Source organism: Photobacterium sp. GB-1 (assembly GCF_003026165.1).
GTDB lineage: Bacteria > Pseudomonadota > Gammaproteobacteria > Enterobacterales > Vibrionaceae > Photobacterium.
Genome location: NZ_PYOB01000007.1, coordinates 107,610 through 125,114, shown reverse-complemented (window position 1 = coordinate 125,114; position 17,505 = coordinate 107,610). Strand labels below are relative to the sequence as shown.

The 17,505-nt window shown below is 42.9% G+C and carries 13 protein-coding genes; 4 read left to right on the top strand and 9 right to left on the bottom strand.

What is annotated here, in order from left to right:
* Positions 1 to 12 precede the first annotated feature (12 nt).
* Complete coding sequence (gene oxyR, locus C9J45_RS10190; protein WP_107292494.1) at positions 13 to 924, bottom strand: DNA-binding transcriptional regulator OxyR; 912 nt, start codon at positions 922 to 924, stop codon at positions 13 to 15.
* A 155-nt stretch (positions 925 to 1,079) separates the two neighbouring features.
* Here oxyR and C9J45_RS10185 point away from each other — a divergent pair, with 155 nt between their 5' ends.
* On the top strand, positions 1,080 to 1,808 hold the full coding sequence (locus C9J45_RS10185; RefSeq protein ID WP_107292493.1) for a glutathione peroxidase: 729 nt from the start codon (positions 1,080 to 1,082) through the stop codon (positions 1,806 to 1,808).
* 153 nt (positions 1,809 to 1,961) lie between these two features.
* Here the strand turns inward: C9J45_RS10185 and argH are convergent, their stop codons facing one another.
* The 4 genes from argH to argC all read right to left on the bottom strand — a co-directional run bounded on the left by argH (position 1,962) and on the right by argC (position 7,017).
* Positions 1,962 to 3,839: an argininosuccinate lyase gene (argH, locus tag C9J45_RS10180; protein ID WP_107260639.1), complete on the bottom strand. Its 1,878-nt coding sequence runs from the start codon at positions 3,837 to 3,839 to the stop codon at positions 1,962 to 1,964.
* A 92-nt stretch (positions 3,840 to 3,931) separates the two neighbouring features.
* Positions 3,932 to 5,140: an argininosuccinate synthase gene (locus tag C9J45_RS10175; protein WP_045083862.1), complete on the bottom strand. Its 1,209-nt coding sequence runs from the start codon at positions 5,138 to 5,140 to the stop codon at positions 3,932 to 3,934.
* Positions 5,141 to 5,213: 73 nt separating this feature from the next.
* Positions 5,214 to 5,993, bottom strand: coding sequence for an acetylglutamate kinase (argB, locus tag C9J45_RS10170; RefSeq protein WP_107260637.1), 780 nt, complete (start codon positions 5,991 to 5,993; stop codon positions 5,214 to 5,216).
* Between the two features lie 10 nt (positions 5,994 to 6,003).
* The gene (argC, locus tag C9J45_RS10165; protein WP_107260635.1) at positions 6,004 to 7,017 is read right to left on the bottom strand and encodes an N-acetyl-gamma-glutamyl-phosphate reductase; all 1,014 of its coding nucleotides are present in this window, start codon (positions 7,015 to 7,017) and stop codon (positions 6,004 to 6,006) included.
* A 625-nt stretch (positions 7,018 to 7,642) separates the two neighbouring features.
* Between argC and ppc the strand changes: the two genes are divergently transcribed.
* On the top strand, positions 7,643 to 10,273 hold the full coding sequence (ppc, locus tag C9J45_RS10160; protein WP_107247099.1) for a phosphoenolpyruvate carboxylase: 2,631 nt from the start codon (positions 7,643 to 7,645) through the stop codon (positions 10,271 to 10,273).
* Between the two features lie 409 nt (positions 10,274 to 10,682).
* The gene (locus C9J45_RS10155; RefSeq protein ID WP_107207485.1) at positions 10,683 to 11,246 is read left to right on the top strand and encodes a PadR family transcriptional regulator; all 564 of its coding nucleotides are present in this window, start codon (positions 10,683 to 10,685) and stop codon (positions 11,244 to 11,246) included.
* A 137-nt stretch (positions 11,247 to 11,383) separates the two neighbouring features.
* Here the strand turns inward: C9J45_RS10155 and C9J45_RS10150 are convergent, their stop codons facing one another.
* Together C9J45_RS10150 and C9J45_RS10145 are read right to left on the bottom strand one after the other, a co-directional pair.
* Positions 11,384 to 13,798, bottom strand: a complete 2,415-nt coding sequence (locus C9J45_RS10150) for a bifunctional aspartate kinase/homoserine dehydrogenase II (protein ID WP_107260633.1) — start codon at positions 13,796 to 13,798, stop codon at positions 11,384 to 11,386.
* The gene (locus tag C9J45_RS10145) at positions 13,798 to 14,964 is read right to left on the bottom strand and encodes an O-succinylhomoserine (thiol)-lyase (protein WP_107260631.1); all 1,167 of its coding nucleotides are present in this window, start codon (positions 14,962 to 14,964) and stop codon (positions 13,798 to 13,800) included. Before C9J45_RS10145 ends, C9J45_RS10150 begins: the two co-directional genes overlap by 1 nt.
* A gap of 303 nt (positions 14,965 to 15,267) precedes the next feature.
* Here C9J45_RS10145 and metJ point away from each other — a divergent pair, with 303 nt between their 5' ends.
* Positions 15,268 to 15,585, top strand: coding sequence for a met regulon transcriptional regulator MetJ (metJ, locus tag C9J45_RS10140; protein WP_005371859.1), 318 nt, complete (start codon positions 15,268 to 15,270; stop codon positions 15,583 to 15,585).
* 77 nt (positions 15,586 to 15,662) lie between these two features.
* Here metJ and C9J45_RS10135 read toward each other — a convergent pair whose 3' ends face one another.
* Both C9J45_RS10135 and rpmE read right to left on the bottom strand, forming a co-directional pair.
* Positions 15,663 to 16,910: a malic enzyme-like NAD(P)-binding protein gene (locus C9J45_RS10135; RefSeq protein WP_107260629.1), complete on the bottom strand. Its 1,248-nt coding sequence runs from the start codon at positions 16,908 to 16,910 to the stop codon at positions 15,663 to 15,665.
* A gap of 198 nt (positions 16,911 to 17,108) precedes the next feature.
* Positions 17,109 to 17,321: a 50S ribosomal protein L31 gene (gene rpmE / locus C9J45_RS10130; protein WP_105061118.1), complete on the bottom strand. Its 213-nt coding sequence runs from the start codon at positions 17,319 to 17,321 to the stop codon at positions 17,109 to 17,111.
* Between the last annotated feature and the right edge of the window lie 184 nt (positions 17,322 to 17,505).

The window sequence follows — 17,505 nt, the reverse complement described above, 5'->3', positions numbered from 1 at the left end:
ACTAAACAGAGATTATGGTTGAGTATGTTTAGCAAAAACGTCTGGCATTTTTTCTTTGATCACTTCAGCTAGCTTTTCATATCGCGCTTTAAGTGGCGAGCCTGGACGATAGGCTAATGTGATCAAGCGCGTTGGTTGAGGATGTTTCGCTGCGATATAGCACACCCCATCACGACAATGCTCTTTTGGGCTGGCTAATTGTGGGAGTAATGTAATGCCACTGCCCGCTGCAACCATATTACGTAACGTTTCTAAACTGGTGGCTTTAAAGCGACCATCATCACGCGCACCTGCCGCAAAACAAAAGCCAAGGGCTTGATTACGTAAGCAGTGCCCATCTTCTAGCATCAATAAACTTTCACCGTGTAACAGAGACATATCAATCTCTTTTTCACTCGCCCATTTATGGGTTTCTGGCACAGCTAACATCATCGGCTCATCATAGAGCGGCAACTCAATAAACGGCTCACTTTCTTTTACCGCCGCTAAAATAATGCAATCTAATTTGCCCTCTTCTAATTGCTGAACCAATTGATGGGTTTGTGCTTCATGTAAAAAAAGTTCTAACTCAGGAAATGCATCTTTCAAACTTGGGATAATTTGCGGTAACAGGTACGGACCCACCGTTGGAATAAAGCCAATATGTAACGGTCCCGACATACTTTCTCCTTGCACACTAGCAAGTTCTGTAAGTATTTTGACTTCAAGCAACACTTTCTGTGCCTGAGCGACTAAACTCAGACCTGCGTCAGTGAACAATACTCGACGGCTAGTTCTTTCTAATAATGAAACACCTAGCTCATCTTCTAGTTTTCTAATTTGTCCACTTAATGTGGGCTGACTGACGTAACAAGCTTCGGCTGCTTTGCGAAAATGTTTGTGCTCAGAGAGAGCAACAAGATATTCCAGATCACGAATATTCATTGGCATGTCTTATAATAGGATTTGACTATTGAAACCATAGCAGCAAACGATTGGAGCTATCAAGAGTAAAGTTAGATAATAACTTCAGTAAACGGAGCAAATGATTAAATACTCCGATTACATCAGACTCATTTATATTTTTAAGGGATTACATTATGTTCGCATCTAAAGAAGGTCAGGCTGTACCACAAGTTACTTTCCACACACGTAAAGATGATCAGTGGGTTGACGTAACAACTGAAGAGTTATTCGCTAATAAGACCGTTGTCGTATTCAGTCTGCCTGGCGCATTTACACCAACATGTTCTTCAAGCCACTTACCTCGTTACAACGAGTTAGCCCCAGTATTTGCTGAAAATGGCGTGGATGACATCCTATGTGTATCGGTAAACGATACCTTCGTAATGAATGCATGGAAAGCCGATCAAGACGCCGAAAATATCACTTTCATTCCCGATGGTAATGGTGAATTTACGAAAGGCATGGGTATGCTTGTTGAGAAAGATGATCTAGGTTTTGGTGCTCGTTCATGGCGTTACAGCATGCTGGTTAAAAATGGCGTTGTTGAAAAAATGTTCGTTGAAAACGAAGAGCCAGGTGACCCATTCAAAGTGTCTGACGCAGACACTATGTTGAAGTACATCGCACCAGAGCAAAAGCTACAAGAATCAATTACGGTATTTTCCAAACCTGGTTGCCCTTTCTGTGTGAAAGCAAAACAAAACTTGATCGACAAAGGTCTACAGTATGAGGAAATCATTCTCGGTAAAGATGCGACAACTGTTTCTTTACGTGCAATTACAGGTCGTAGTACGGTTCCTCAGGTATTCATCGGTGGTAAACACATCGGTGGTAGCGAAGAGCTAGAAACTTACCTAGGCTAAGTTTTGAAGTATTGTCTGGATTGTGGTCCAGATTGTTCATCAATTAAAACCTGCAGTTTAATTGGTGAGCCAAAACAAAACCGCAACAACTCTCCAAATAAAAAGCCCTCTAATGAGGGCTTTTTTTGATCTAGATAATTGGCATAGTAATCGTTAAGCAACATTAACCGTCGGAATTCGCTGCTCTTGATCCAATCGCACTTCAAGCGCGACTTCATCACAGGCATGTTGACGCGGACAACGATCGCAATCTTTCATTACCTTTTCTGGCAGTAATGATTTTGATGTCGGGGTAAAGCCACGTTTCATAAAGAACTCAGGAACACGTGTTAGTACAAAGACTTTCTTAATTGCCATTTGTTCGGCTTTTTCAAGCAAGTGCTCAACAATGGCTTTACCTTGCCCTTGTTGCTGCCAACCCGCTTCAACACCTAGCGAACGAATTTCCGCAAGCCCTGAATCATAGACATATAACGACGCACAACCTGTGACGACACCATGATGCTCCGCAACCGCAAATGAGCCAATATCTCGGACTAATTCGTTTCGGTTACGTGGTAGGTTCTCACCCAGCCCCGCCCAGTACACCACCATACCTTCAATCGCATCAAGATCCGTTAAACGAGCACCACGCACTTTCACACTTGGCGAATAACGTTTCTCTAACCTTTTTTCAGCCTGACCAATGGCGTAATCCACTTGATTGGGTGCCACACCACCCAGTGCACAACGCTTATCTAAACACGATTCAATAGTCAGAATTGGATATACATCGTCATCAATTACTTCAGAGAATTGCTTCATCTCCTCAAGTGATAACTCTTCTAGTGCGCAACCTTTAGCAATGGCAGCAACCACAGCAACACCAACAATATGGTGTGCTTCACGGAATGGAATGCCTTTCGCCACTAAGTAATCTGCAAGCTCTGTCGCATTCGAGTAACCTTGCATAGCCGCTTCTAAAGTACGGTCTTTGTTAACCTTGATGCCATCAAAACACAACGCCGCCATTTCCATACAGTCATGCCAACTATCGAGGGCATCAAACAAGCCTTCTTTGTCTTCTTGCATATCTTTGTTATACGCAAGCGGTAACGCCTTCACTGTCATCATCATGCCAGTCATCGCGCCATAAACACGCCCACATTTACCACGAATAAGCTCTAATGCATCTGGGTTTTTCTTCTGTGGCATCAAAGATGATCCTGATGTCACCGTATCTGCCAGCTCAATAAAGTTAGATTCACCTGAGTTGTAGAAGATCAAGTCTTCAGCCATACGTGATAGATGCAGCATAGAAATAGAAGCGGTAGAAAGCAGCTCCATCACATGATCGCGATCAGAGACTGAATCCAAGCTATTACGTGTTGCACGGTGGAAACCTAAACTATGTGCTAGCACCTCACGGTCAATCGGATAGGCAGTACCCGCCAATGCGCCAGAGCCTAACGGACAGGTGTCTAAACGATCGAGGGCATCAGTTAAACGAGAATAATCACGCTCAAACATTTCAACATAGGCTAAGCACCAATGGGCAAATGTCACAGGCTGAGCACGTTGCAAGTGAGTGTAGCCCGGTAGAACCGTAGCTTGATGAGCACGGGCGACTGTCACTAACTGCTGCTGTAAGCGGTCTAGCATTAATAGCAATTGCTGACCTTGCTGACGACACCATAATTTTAAATCGGTCGCCACCTGATCATTACGTGAACGTCCGGTATGAAGCTTTTTACCAAGATCACCGACTTTGGCAATCAGCTGTTGCTCGACCCAACTATGAATATCTTCCGCATCTGAGCATAAAATTTGCTCCGGATCTTCCATCACAGCGAGCTTTAGTTCATTCAATGCTAACTCAAGCTTTTGCTGCTCTTGCTCAGTTAATACATCGACCTGACGTAGGGCTTTAGACCATGCGATTGAGCCAACAATATCTTGTTCTGCTAGACGATAGTCAAAACGCAGTGAATCATTGAATTGTTTAAACCGTGTGTCAGCTGCCTGACTAAAACGTCCGCCCCATAATGCCATGGTACCTCTCCTTTGCTCTACGTATCGACTTGCTTATCTTGTTATGGCGTGATCAAACGGGGCTTAAGTAGGGAGCCCCGTGATTGTTTTGGTTATTTCTTTTGGCTATTTAAAGCACGAATACGACTTGCTAGTGAGTAAAGACGAATGAAACCGCCAGCATGGCTGTGATCATAAACATCATCTTCACCAAAGGTCGCAAACTCTTCCGAATATAAGCTGTTAGTTGAGCGTTTCTGAATCACGGTTGCTTGACCTTTGTACAGTTTAACAACCACTTCACCACTCACATCTTTTGCTAGCTCATCAGCTGCTGCAATTAATGACTGGCATAATGGCGTAAACCAACGACCATCATAAATAAGGTGCGACGCTTTAAGACCTAGCGTTTGACGGAAATCGAACGATTCTTTATCCAGTACGAGCTGCTCAACCGCACGTAGCGCTTCCATCATAATTGTGCCCCCTGGTGTTTCATAACAACCACGAGACTTCATACCTACTAAGCGGTTTTCTACGATATCGATACGACCAACACCATGCTCGATACCTTTTTCATTGAGGTACGTTAGCACGTTGTATGGCGTCATTGCTTCACCATCAACCGCAACCACTTCACCTTGTTCAATCTTAAGTGTTACCGTTTCAGCTTGATCTGGTGCTTGCTCTGGATCTTTTGTCCAAACCCAACACAAATCGTTTGGTGCATTCCACGTATCTTCTAGCACCCCACCTTCTGTTGATACGTGCCAAGCATTCGCATCACGAGAGTAAATTTTTTCAAGCGATGCGGTACATGGAATATCACGCTCAGCAAGGTAATCTAACAGTGCTTCACGACTACGTAGATCCCATTCACGCCAAGGAGCAATCACTTTAAGCTGTGGTGCTAGTGCGGCAAATGCACCTTCAAAACGTACCTGATCGTTACCTTTACCAGTACAACCGTGACATAACGCATCAGCACCCACTTCTAATGCACATTCAACTTGTGCTTTAGCAATAATTGGACGCGCCATTGAAGTACCCAGTAGGTATTTACCTTCGTACACCGCACCAGTTTTTAGTGATGGATAGATATAATCTTTCACCATCTCTTCTTTAAGATCGGCGATATAACAAGATGAAGCTCCTGAAGCCAATGCTTTTTCTTCAATACCGACCAACTCTTCTTCGCCTTGACCCACATCGGCCACGAATGCGACAACTTCACAGTCATAGTTTTCTTTCAACCATGGAATGATAGCCGATGTATCTAAACCGCCAGAATAGGCTAATACAACTTTATTAATCTTGCTCATGTGCTGTTCTCCTTATCAGCCTTGCGGTTATTCCGTTTAGGCGATGTGCTAAATATTGTTAACTTAATTTCAATTACAACGTAAATTTGGTACCGATGCTCTCGCCAGCAAATAGTGCTGTTAATTTTTCAGGGGCACGCCAACTCGCCACTTCAATAGGACGGCCTAGCGCTTTTGCGGCATCAAATGCGGCGCGTACTTTGACAATCATGCCATCGGTGATCACCGCTTGTTCAATTAACGATTCAGCCTCAGCTTCTGTTAACGCTTCAATTAACTGCCCTTCACCATCTAATACACCACTCACATCAGAGAGTAATACCAATTCACCATCAACGGCGGCGGCAACGGCAACGGCGGCTTGGTCGGCATTAACATTCATCAGCTCGCCCTGCCCATCTAAACCAATTGAGCTAATGATCGGCATATAACCCGAAGCCATGATTTGTGTGATCAATGCGCCATTACCCGGCTTAGCGTTACCCACTGAACCTAATTCAGGATCTAATTGCGTCACTTGGCATAAACCCCCATCGGCCAGACTGAGCCCGACTGCTTTTACGCCAGACTTAATCGCCTGTCCTTGAAGTAATTTGTTCGCAGTTCCTGCTAATGCACCAGCAATAACAGCAATTTGATCACTAGGCGTTACGCGTAAACCTTGTTTTTTTACTGTCGGTAGTTGCAGTTTTGTCATTAAGTCATCAACCAAATAACCGCCACCGTGCACTAACATTAATGGACGCTGCGAATTAGCTTGATAATGATCAATCGCCGAAAATAACTTTTCTAAGGTTTCTGTACATGAAAGTACTGCACCACCTAATTTAATGACCAATGGAACCTGACTCATCATCGAACTCCTACACTAAAGCGGTTAATTGTGGGAAACCATTTCGAATATTTATGCACTGCATCGCTTGCGAAGAAGCCCCTTTTAAAAGGTTATCAATCGCTGATGTTAAAATGATATGTTGACCATCCACGTGCCAACCAATATCACAGAAACAAGTACCCACTACATTTTGCAAACGTGCCGCTTGTGTTCCTAAAAGACGTACCGCATGTTTATCTGCTGTAGATGCATATGCTAGGTTCAATGCTTCCGTTACCTGCTCTAGCGTAACGCCTTGTGCTAGCTTCGCTGTAATCGTTGCAAGAATGCCACGTTTAAAATTGCCAAGATGGGGGGTAAAAATAACGTCGCGACCTAGATGAGTACTGATTTCAGGTTGATGACGGTGGGAAAATAAACCGTAAGCTTGGAGACTTACTTCACAGAAGCTATTTGTCATGGTCGCTTTTCTACCAGCACCAGATACCCCACTGACCGCATTGATCACTGGCCACTGCTCGGTATCAAGTAAACCGGCTTCAATTAATGGTTTAAGCGCTAATTGTGATGCGGTTGGATAACAGCCCGGAACGGCAATTAATTGAGCTTTAGCAATGGCATCATGATTCCATTCAGCTAACCCATAAACCGCTTGTTCAAGCCAATTTGAGTACTGGTGTTCAAAACCATAATACTGGGTATAGAAATCATCACCTTTGACACGAAACGCACCGGATAAATCAAAAACCTGACACCCTTCGTTAAGGAAACTAGCAGCAAGGTCATGGCTGACTTGGTGGGCTGTGGCAAGTAAGACAACATCAGCATTTTTAGCAATATCACTTGGACTGATTAACGGTTGTAACGGTAAATCAACAATGCCTTTCAATTGACCATGCAAATCACTTAACGGTTTACCCGCATCAAGGCTATTTTCAGAAACAAATAAACCCGCAAGTTCTAAATGAGGATGCTTAACCACCATTTTCGCAAGTTCTGCACCGGTATAGCCACTTGCACCGATAATTAAAGTCTTTAACATTACAAATTCCATTTTTAGTCTAATGATTGTTGTTACCGTTTAGGCGCAAAACTGGCTTGAGTCTTTATTTTTCGCAGCAGTAACGTGTAACAAGGAGTGCTGAAAACAGCAAATATGAGGGGCGCATACGCACCAAGCGAATATGACTTAGCGTCGTCGGAAGGTATGAGTAAAAAGCTTCGCTTGGTTCATGTTAAAACATCCTAAATTAACAATGGAGACCCGGCATTCCTTGCTCAGGTTACGGCTAAATAAAGCAATAAATTATTCGTTTGCGTTGCATTTATATGTTTACTGATTAATTAACGTACTGTCAACAGAAAAGCCTTAAAAACCTCACTTTCGCCATCCTTTTCAAAACTTTTTATTCATCTTTTTGTAACATTTTCATCATTCATCGATTTGACATCAGTTTGAGACAATATTATTACTAACTGTTATTTGTTAGCAAACGAGCAATAATGAAACAAAATTACAGACTTCAATCGCATTTATGACCAAAATCAAAGTAGAGTGGTTTTAACACTTATAAATGTAATGATAGTTGACCTCAAAGTGAGATCACGGCTAGATTGTCTGTTAGAAGTTTAAATTGGATGTAACTAAATTACGAGATGGATGCGATATGAATGAGAAATACAGCACGTTAAAAAGTAACGTAAGTATGCTAGGCCACCTGCTTGGTAATACCATTAAAACGGCACATGGTGACGAACTGTTAGATAAAGTCGAAACTATTCGTAAACTATCTAAATCAGCACATTCTGGTAGTGAAGAAGATCGTGCAAAGCTTATCGATGAGCTACAGAACTTACCCGATGATCAATTACTTCCAGTTGCTCGCGCCTTTAGCCAATTCCTAAATCTCACGAATATTGCAGAGCAATACCATACTATCTCTCGTCAATGTGAAACCACACTATGCAGCCCTAATGCACTCGATGAGCTATTTAATAAGCTGACCGATAATGACGTCAATCAGCTTGATTCTATTGAAGCGGTTCGTGAACTAAATATTGATTTGGTGCTAACAGCACACCCAACAGAAATCGCCCGACGTACCATGATTCACAAATTGGTACAGATTAATAAATGTTTATCTCAATTAGAACTTAGCGAGCTATCAACCTCTGAACGCGCGCGTATCGAACAGCGCCTAGAACAGCTTATTGCCCAAGCATGGCACTCCGATGTTATTCGTCAGCAACGCCCAACCCCGATTGATGAAGCCAAATGGGGCTATGCCGTTATTGAAAATTCACTATGGCAAGCTGTACCAGAATTTCTTCGCCTATTTGATGAAAAATTACAGCAACATCTTGGCGAAGCCCTACCTCTTGACGCATCACCTGTCACCTTCTCATCTTGGATGGGTGGAGACCGAGATGGTAACCCATTTGTTACCTCGAAAGTGACACGTGAAGTGCTCGCTTTATCACGCTGGAAAGCGGCAGATCTTTACCTCAATGATATTCAAGAGTTAATCAACGAATTATCCATGACTCAGTGTAACGAGACGGTGCGGGAGCTTGCAGGCGAAGAGCATGAACCTTACCGCGCGATTCTAAAGCAACTACGTAATAAGCTGCTTCACACTCGTGACAATCTTGATGCGAAGATTCATGGTCAAAAACCCGCCTCCGATATTATTATTGAAGATATTGCAGAGCTGTGGGATCCCCTGTATGCGTGTTACCAATCATTGCATGAGTGTGGCATGGCTATCATTGCTGATGGTCTACTGCTTGACACATTACGTCGCGTTAAATGTTTTGGCGTACACTTAGTCCGTTTAGATATTCGTCAAGAAAGTACTCGTCATTCAGATGTAATTTCAGAGCTTACTCGTTACCTTGGACTGGGTGATTACGACCAATGGAGCGAGCAAGATAAAATTGCTTTCCTTGTTCGTGAACTATCATCAAAACGCCCACTCCTTCCTCGTGATTGGGAGCCATCGGCAGAAGTTAAAGAAGTCATTGAAACCTGTAAAACTATTGCTGAACAATCCCGTGAAGCATTAGGTTCATACGTCATTTCAATGGCGCGAACGGCCTCTGATGTACTTGCTGTTCACTTACTACTGCAAGAAGCGGGCTGTCCATTTAGAATGGATGTCTGTCCATTATTCGAAACCCTTGATGATTTGAATAATGGTGCAGATGTGATTGAACAACTACTGAATATTGACTGGTATCGTGGCTTTATTCAAAACCACCAAATGGTCATGATCGGCTACTCAGATTCAGCTAAAGATGCGGGTGTAATGTCGGCAGGTTGGGCGCAATATAGCGCAATGGAAAAACTGGTTGATGTTTGCGAACAAGCTGGGGTTGAAATCACCCTATTCCATGGCCGTGGCGGTAGTATTGGTCGTGGTGGTGCACCAGCTCACGCTGCACTGTTATCCCAACCACCACGCAGCTTAAAAGGTGGCTTACGTGTAACCGAACAGGGCGAAATGATCCGCTTTAAGTTAGGTTTACCAGAAGTCGCTATCAATAGTTTAAGCCTTTACGCGAGTGCAACACTGGAAGCTAATCTACTTCCGCCTCCAGCGCCTAAACAAGAATGGCGTGAACTGATGGATGTGTTGTCTGAAGTCTCTTGTGAAGCTTATCGTAATGTTGTACGTGTTGATCCTGAATTTGTTCCTTACTTCCGTGCTGCGACGCCTGAACTTGAATTAGGTAAACTGCCTCTTGGTTCTCGTCCAGCGAAACGTAACCCGCAAGGTGGTGTAGAGAGCTTACGTGCGATCCCATGGATTTTTGCATGGAGTCAAAACCGCCTATTGCTACCCGCATGGCTGGGTGCTGGTGAAGCTATTCAGTATTCAATCAACAACGGCCACACGAAATTGTTAGAAGAGATGTGCCGAGAATGGCCTTTCTTCTCGACACGTCTAGGTATGCTTGAAATGGTTTACACCAAAACCAATATAGGTATTGCTAAATACTATGACGAGCGTCTAACAGATGAATCTCTATGGCCATTAGGTCAAAAGCTTCGTGATCAATTAGGTAAAGATATTAAGGCCGTATTAACGGTTGAAAATAGCGATCACTTAATGGAACAAGACCCTTGGGGCGCAGAATCAATTCGATTACGCAACATTTATGTTGAGCCTCTTAATATGCTACAAGCAGAACTGTTATATCGAACTCGACAGCAGGAAGAGTTGCCTCCTGCACTTGAAGAAGCCTTAATGGTTACTATTGCTGGTATTGCAACAGGTATGCGAAATACTGGATAGCAAATTGCAATAATTAATAAGGGTCATTTGATGGCCCTTTTTTTTCCCGTTATTTATCGATATGTTAAGAAAAATCTTTTTTGTCTCAATATTGATACAGCATAAAGTTTCTTAACAGAGCTATGATAGTTATAACTTCGATATGAGCAATGATGTATAAGATTGTTTAAGCCTTTAATGGTGCGAGTGATTTTTTGCTATCGAAGTAAGGTCACAAGATAATAAATTTGCAAGCCCGTACATCAGATATTTCATCTTGATGTATCGATATTAAGCAAATTAATGATATTGTATGCGGTCTCAACCGAACTATAAGATATTAAGATTATAAATAAAAAACGCCATTACGAAGCGTATGTAATCTAGTTCAGTTGTTATTTTTATTTGACGTATTTAACGGATAGAAGAGATGTCACTACCACACGTAATTTTAACCGTGCTGAGCAACAGAGAAGCAACGGGTTATGATATAACTAAAGAATTTTCTCATAGTATTGGCTATTTTTGGAAAGCGAGTCACCAACAGGTGTATCGTGAACTGAATAAGATGGCGACTAATGATCAAGTAACATGTCGACTTGAGCCTCAAGAGGGTAAACCTGATCGTAAAGTCTATGCCATTACAGATGCCGGTCGCCAAGCACTCTTTAATTGGTTTGAAGAACCTGCACGTAATCCCACAACTCGCGATGAGTTCTCAGCAAAGCTGTTAGTTTGTGGTGTTCACAATTCAGAGCCAATGCAAAAGCAACTTGCTGCATTGATCGATGAATCTCAAACACTGATCGGCCATTACAAAGAGCTAGAAAAAATTCATTTCAGCGATTATAAGTCAATGGACCGCCAACAACGCTTAGATCGTTTAACACTTCGTCGTGGTTTACATAACCGCCAAGCTTGGATTGACTGGGCTGAAGAAGTGCTTATTGAGCTAAAAGATATGGACAGTAACGGCAGCCCTGTTGCGCTGTAGTTCTTTATCTCTCTCATAAAATAAATAAACCGCAGTTTACTGCGGTTTATTTTTTACGACACAAACCAATCGCAACGCTGCTTTTAAATATAAAAAGCCCGCTAACAATAAGCGGGCTTTAAAATTTTATCAAACCGTTACAGTAAACAGGCCAGACGATTTATATCTGATAATAATGCACCAGCAGTTACATCACGCCCCGCTCCAGGTCCTCGAATCACTAACGGATTATCACGGTACCAATGGCTTTCAATGGCAAAGATATTATCGCACGGAAGCAAATTAGCTAGCGCGTGCTCTTGGGGTAAGGCTTCAACACCAACATAAGCGTTGCCATGGCGATCTAAACGAGCTACATAACGCAGCACTTTGTCTTCCTCTCGCGCACTTTCTAATCGCTCGGCTAAAATCTCATCGAGCACTTGAGTTTGTTCAAAAAACTGCTCAACAGATAATGCTGCCAGTTCGCTTGGGACTAAGCTTTCAACTTTAACCTGTTCAGGCTCAATCTCTAGGCCTGATTCACGGGCTAATATCACGAGCTTACGCATCACATCACTGCCATCTAAATCATGGCGAGGATCTGGTTCAGTGAGTCCTTGTTGCCACGCTTGTTCTACTAACTCAGAAAATGGCACGCTGCCATCATACTGTTGGAACAACCAAGACAAGGTGCCTGAGAAAATACCAGAAACAGCGATGATCTGATCGCCACTCTCTCGTAAATCACGGACAGTATGATTCACCGGAAGCCCAGCACCAACCGTCGCGTTATACAACCAATGACGGCTACTTTTCGCAAACGCATCAATCACCGCATGATAATCTTTACTGCTCGCAGAGCCCGCCACTTTATTGGCTGAAATTAAGTGCAAACCGTGTTCTGCTATTTCTGCATAACGCTTTGACAGCTCGGAACTTGCAGTGACATCAAGCACAATCACATCGTCATAATCAGCACTCGCAAGATGAGAGAAAAGCACACCCTCTTGATACTCTATGGCTTCTTGTTCAAATTGTGTCAGTGCTAGCGAAGGATCGATACCTGTAAAGTTCATCCAACAACGACGACTATCGAGTACCCCTATTAAAGTAAAACTTAAACCATGACGTTTTTCTAACGCTGATTTCTCTCGGTCGAATAATTCAAGCCAACGGGTGCCAATATTGCCTTTACCACAAAGTACTAGCCCTACTCGTTTTTGAGCTTGAAAGAGCGCTTGGTGAATATCACTAACCAAGCTTTCAGTTTCGACATGGCGCAATACAGCAACCAAACTTAATCCCGAATCCGCTTCTGTCATAAACTCAACCGGTAAGCCTTTTAACTGCTGATAAAAGCCATGACAGTGGATAGGGTTATTGATCACCCCAGCGCCCACAGCAGCAACCATTGAGAAGCCTTCTCGCAACCGTAATTCGGCAGGTGTTCCGCTATCTTGCAGTAAATTTAATACGTCATTCACTACCTCTCGAGTATAAGCCAGCATAATACGGCCTTTACTCTGCTCTAGGCTTTGCGCTAAAGGTGCTAATTGATGGCGCGACAATAAACGCTCAACGTCTTCACGTACATGTTGAACATCCATACCTCGTGGTACATCAACTTCAATCAAACACACATCATCAAGCGAAGAGACAATTTTTGCCCCTCGACCCGATGCCAGAACACGCTCTACTCGCGTAGAGCCTGATTCAGGTTGATGACTACAACGCAATGTTAAATCTATCGCACTTTGTGCCACCGGTTGTAACGTACGGCTATGCAAAACAGGGGCAGCAAGGCGAGCAAGCTCATTAGCTTCATCTAATCGTAATAACGGTAATAGGCAGGCATCGCTAACTTTACGTGGATCAGCACTATAGACTCCAGCCACATCACTCCAAATCGTGACTCGAGAAACATCTGCTAATGCACCAATGATTGTCGCAGAGTAATCTGAACCATTACGACCAAGTAAGACAGTTTCCCCTTGCTCATTTTGAGCCATAAAGCCTGTGATCACTAAGCGGTGATGGCTATGTTGTGCAAACTGCTGTTGTAATAATGGCTTCGACGATCGGCTATCGACTTCTGGCTGTGCGGCATGTTCGGCACGTAAAAATAACCGAGAATCCAAATCTGTGGCGGGTAAGTCACGCTGGCACAGTAATGCCGCTAATAATCGCGCAGACCATACTTCACCATACCCTTGAATGGTGCCTCGAAGTGCTGGGTTAATAGGGCTTTCACCATAACGAGCAATGGTTGATAAATCATCATGTAGTAATTCAATCAAACGTTCTGCTGTCGGCGAATAAAGCAAAGACTCAATTAATTGTTGCTGATAACTGCGGACAGATAACAAGGTTTCATGGGCTTGACGACCATCTTTTTCTAATTGCGCTAACCATAATATAAGTTGGTTTGTTGTCTTTCCCGCGGCTGACACAACAATTAAATCTTCATTGTTTGAATACTCCGCCAGAATATCCGCTACTCGGCGATAGCACTCAGGATCAGCTAAGCTACTACCGCCAAATTTATGTAATTGGCGTAATGCTTTTGTCATTAGTGAGCCTCCGCCGCGAGTTTAAAGGCTTGATCAAGATCTTCTATTAAATCACTAGGGTCTTCAAGACCAACCGAAAGACGTAATAATGAGGTGGTGATCCCCGCTTCTGCCTGTGCTTCATCAGACATTGCACGGTGAGTCATACTTGATGGATGCGCAATTAAGCTCTCAGTACCACCTAATGATTCTGCCAGTGAAAACAGCTTTAACTCTTTCACAAACACTTCTAGTTGGGTTTGATCACCCGCAAACTCAAAACTCATCATAGAGCCAAAACCTTTTTGCTGACGTTTGGCAATCTCATGACCAGGATGGGATGCAAGGCTTGGATGATAAATAGTACCCACCATCGCTTGTTGCTGAAGGTAACTTAATACCGCGGTACCATTCTCTTCATGCATTCTCATACGCGGTGATAATGTACGTAGACCTCGCAGAGTTAGGTAAGCATCAAATGGTGCGCCAGTCGCACCAATACAGTTCGCCCACCAAGCAATATTTTCTGCCATTTCGGCATCTTTTGAAATCAGTACCCCACCAACCACATCCGAGTGACCATTGAGGTACTTGGTTGTTGAGTGAACAACAAAGTCGGCACCTAATTCAATTGGTTGTTGTAATAGTGGCGATAAGAAAGTGTTATCTACAGCAACAAGACAACCCACGGCTTTTGCTTGCTGACACAGCGCCGCAATATCAATCACACGCACTAATGGGTTAGACGGCGTTTCAACCCAGATTAGTTTAGGTTTTTTCGCTAAAGCCGCTGTAAGTGCTTCTTGATCCGATTGGTCAACGAACTCAACCTTAAAGTCACCTTTATTGGCACGAGTATTAAATAATCGATAGGTACCGCCATAACAATCATGCGGCGCAACAATCAAATCATCAGGACCTAATAATGCAGTAACCAATAAATTCATCGCAGCTGTACCACAACTGGTTACCACACCACCCGCACCGCCTTCCATCTCACTAAGCGCGTCAGCTAACGTATTTCTAGTTGGGTTACCTGAACGAGAATAATCATATTGCGGTACTTCGCCAAAAGCTGGAAAGCTATAGGTCGACGTTAAATAAATAGGAGGAACAACAGCATTATATTGAGAGTCAACATCAATACCGGTTCTTACTGCAATTGTCGCCAGTCGCTTATCACTCATACAAACATTCCTTGTCGGGGCAGGATTTAACCCAAGATAATAAATTTATAACAACTTTAACCACTACAAAACAAGACGTCAACACATCTGGACGTCTATATGTCTTTGCTTATGGCAGTAAATCCCGCTAAAATTCAGCCATAACAAAATAATGGTAACAACCTTACTGTAATTTTTCTGTTCAATACGGGACAAAACCGCGATGTTCACGTAATATCGCCGCCCTACAATCCCCGTTGCTAACAGAAAATGTTGATTCCTGTTACCACCATTATTAACCCAATATCGCTGAGAAGGTAAAACATGGCAAAGTGGAATGGCGAATATATTAGCCCTTACGCGGAACACGGTAAGAAAAATGAACAAGTAAAAAAAATTACTGTTTCGATTCCATTAAAGGTGCTTAAGATTCTGACTGATGAACGTACTCGTCGTCAGGTGAATAACCTTCGCCACGCAACAAATAGTGAATTACTTTGTGAAGCCTTTCTGCATGCCTACACAGGTCAACCGCTTCCCACTGATGATGACATTCGTAAAGATCGCCCAGACGATCTACCTGCAGAAGCAAAAGCATTAATGGACGCAATGGGCATTAGCTACGAAGACATTAATGAATAATTATTGCAGTACTATGTCTACAAAAAAACCAGCCTAACAGCTGGTTTTTATTTTTTGTCATCAATAGAATAGCGCGATTACACTTCCATATATCCCATTGGCATCTCAATACGCGCGACACCTGAATCAATGGCTGCTTGTGCAACTGCTTTTGCGACACGCGGTAATAAACGTGGATCCATCGGTTTTGGAATAATATATTCTCGGCCAAATTCAAGCTGTGATACACCCGCAGCCTCAAGCACACTTTGTGGTACTGGCTCTTTCGCTAACTCTCTAATTGCATGAACGGCTGCTAATTTCATTTCATCATTAATTTGACTTGCACGCACATCCAATGCACCGCGGAAAATAAACGGGAAACATAGAACGTTATTTACTTGGTTAGGATAATCAGATCGTCCCGTTCCCATAATTAAATCATCTCTAACTTGATGAGCTAATTCAGGCTTTATTTCAGGATCAGGGTTAGAGCAAGCAAATACAATAGGGTTTTCAGCCATTAGTGCTAGCGCTTCAGGTGGTAATAAATCAGGGCCTGATACACCAACGAAAATATCGGCTCCCGCAATCACATCTTCTAATGTGCGCTTATCGGTATTGTTAGCAAATAGCTGCTTATATTCATTTATATCATCACGGCGAGTATGAATAACGCCTTTACGATCGAGCATGTAAATTTTTTCACGTTGCGCGCCACATTTGATCAAGAGCTCCATACACGCAACAGCAGCAGCTCCCGCTCCCAAACAAACAATCACCGCTTCACTAATTTCTTTACCTTGTAACTCTATGGCATTGAGCATACCAGCAGCGGTGACAATAGCCGTACCATGCTGATCATCGTGAAACACCGGAACATTACAACGCTCAATTAAGCGCTGTTCGATCTCAAAACAATCTGGCGCTTTAATATCTTCTAAATTAATACCACCAAAAGTATCGGCAATATTTGCGACAGTATCAACGAACTCATCAATAGTGCGATGTTTGACTTCAATATCAATCGAATCAATACCTGCAAAGCGCTTAAAAAGTAATGATTTCCCTTCCATAACAGGCTTAGAAGCTAACGGGCCTAAATTACCAAGACCTAAAATAGCGGTGCCATTGGTGATCACCGCAACTATATTCCCTTTTGCGGTATATTTGTAAACGTTATCAGGATCTTGAGCGATTTCCCTTACGGGCTCAGCAACACCTGGGCTATACGCTAAAGCAAGATCTTCAACCGTATTTGCTGGCTTTGTCAGTGCAACGGCTATTTTTCCAGGAGTAGGAAGGGAATGGTAATCTAGAGCTTGTTGACGAAAATCTTCGGTCATAGTGATATTTGAGCCTCAACGCTGACATTTATAATGGCAAATTACATCTATGTGTAATTCGTATTTGTTATTAAATCATATGCCATTAAGTATTAATTTCCCAGCTGATAGCTAACAGTTATTCTTCACATATTTTATTGAGACATAAAAAAAGGGATGCTTTCGCATCCCTTTTTTCTAAATTCATCTGGCAAGTAATTACTTGCTAGTAAGCGCACCGAAACGCTTGTTGAATTTGTCAACACGGCCGCCAGAACTAACTTGACGTTGCTTACCAGTGTAGAATGGGTGGCACTTGTCGCATACATCAAGGTTGATGTCTTTACCCATAGTAGAGTTAAATACGAAAGTGTTGCCACAAGAACAACGTGCGTTTACTGCTTTGTACTCAGGATGAATACCTTGTTTCATGGGATAACCTCAAAATAAAGGCCGTGTCGCTCTCCCGATCCAAAGCCGGGCACCACACGTCGTTAAAAAATAGCTTGTCACATTATGTGACAAATCAGGCGGCGTATAGTAATCAATCATCACGCGGAGATCAATACAGATGCCGATTTTTCACGCGTAATTTCTTTGTACCACACCGCGTTCT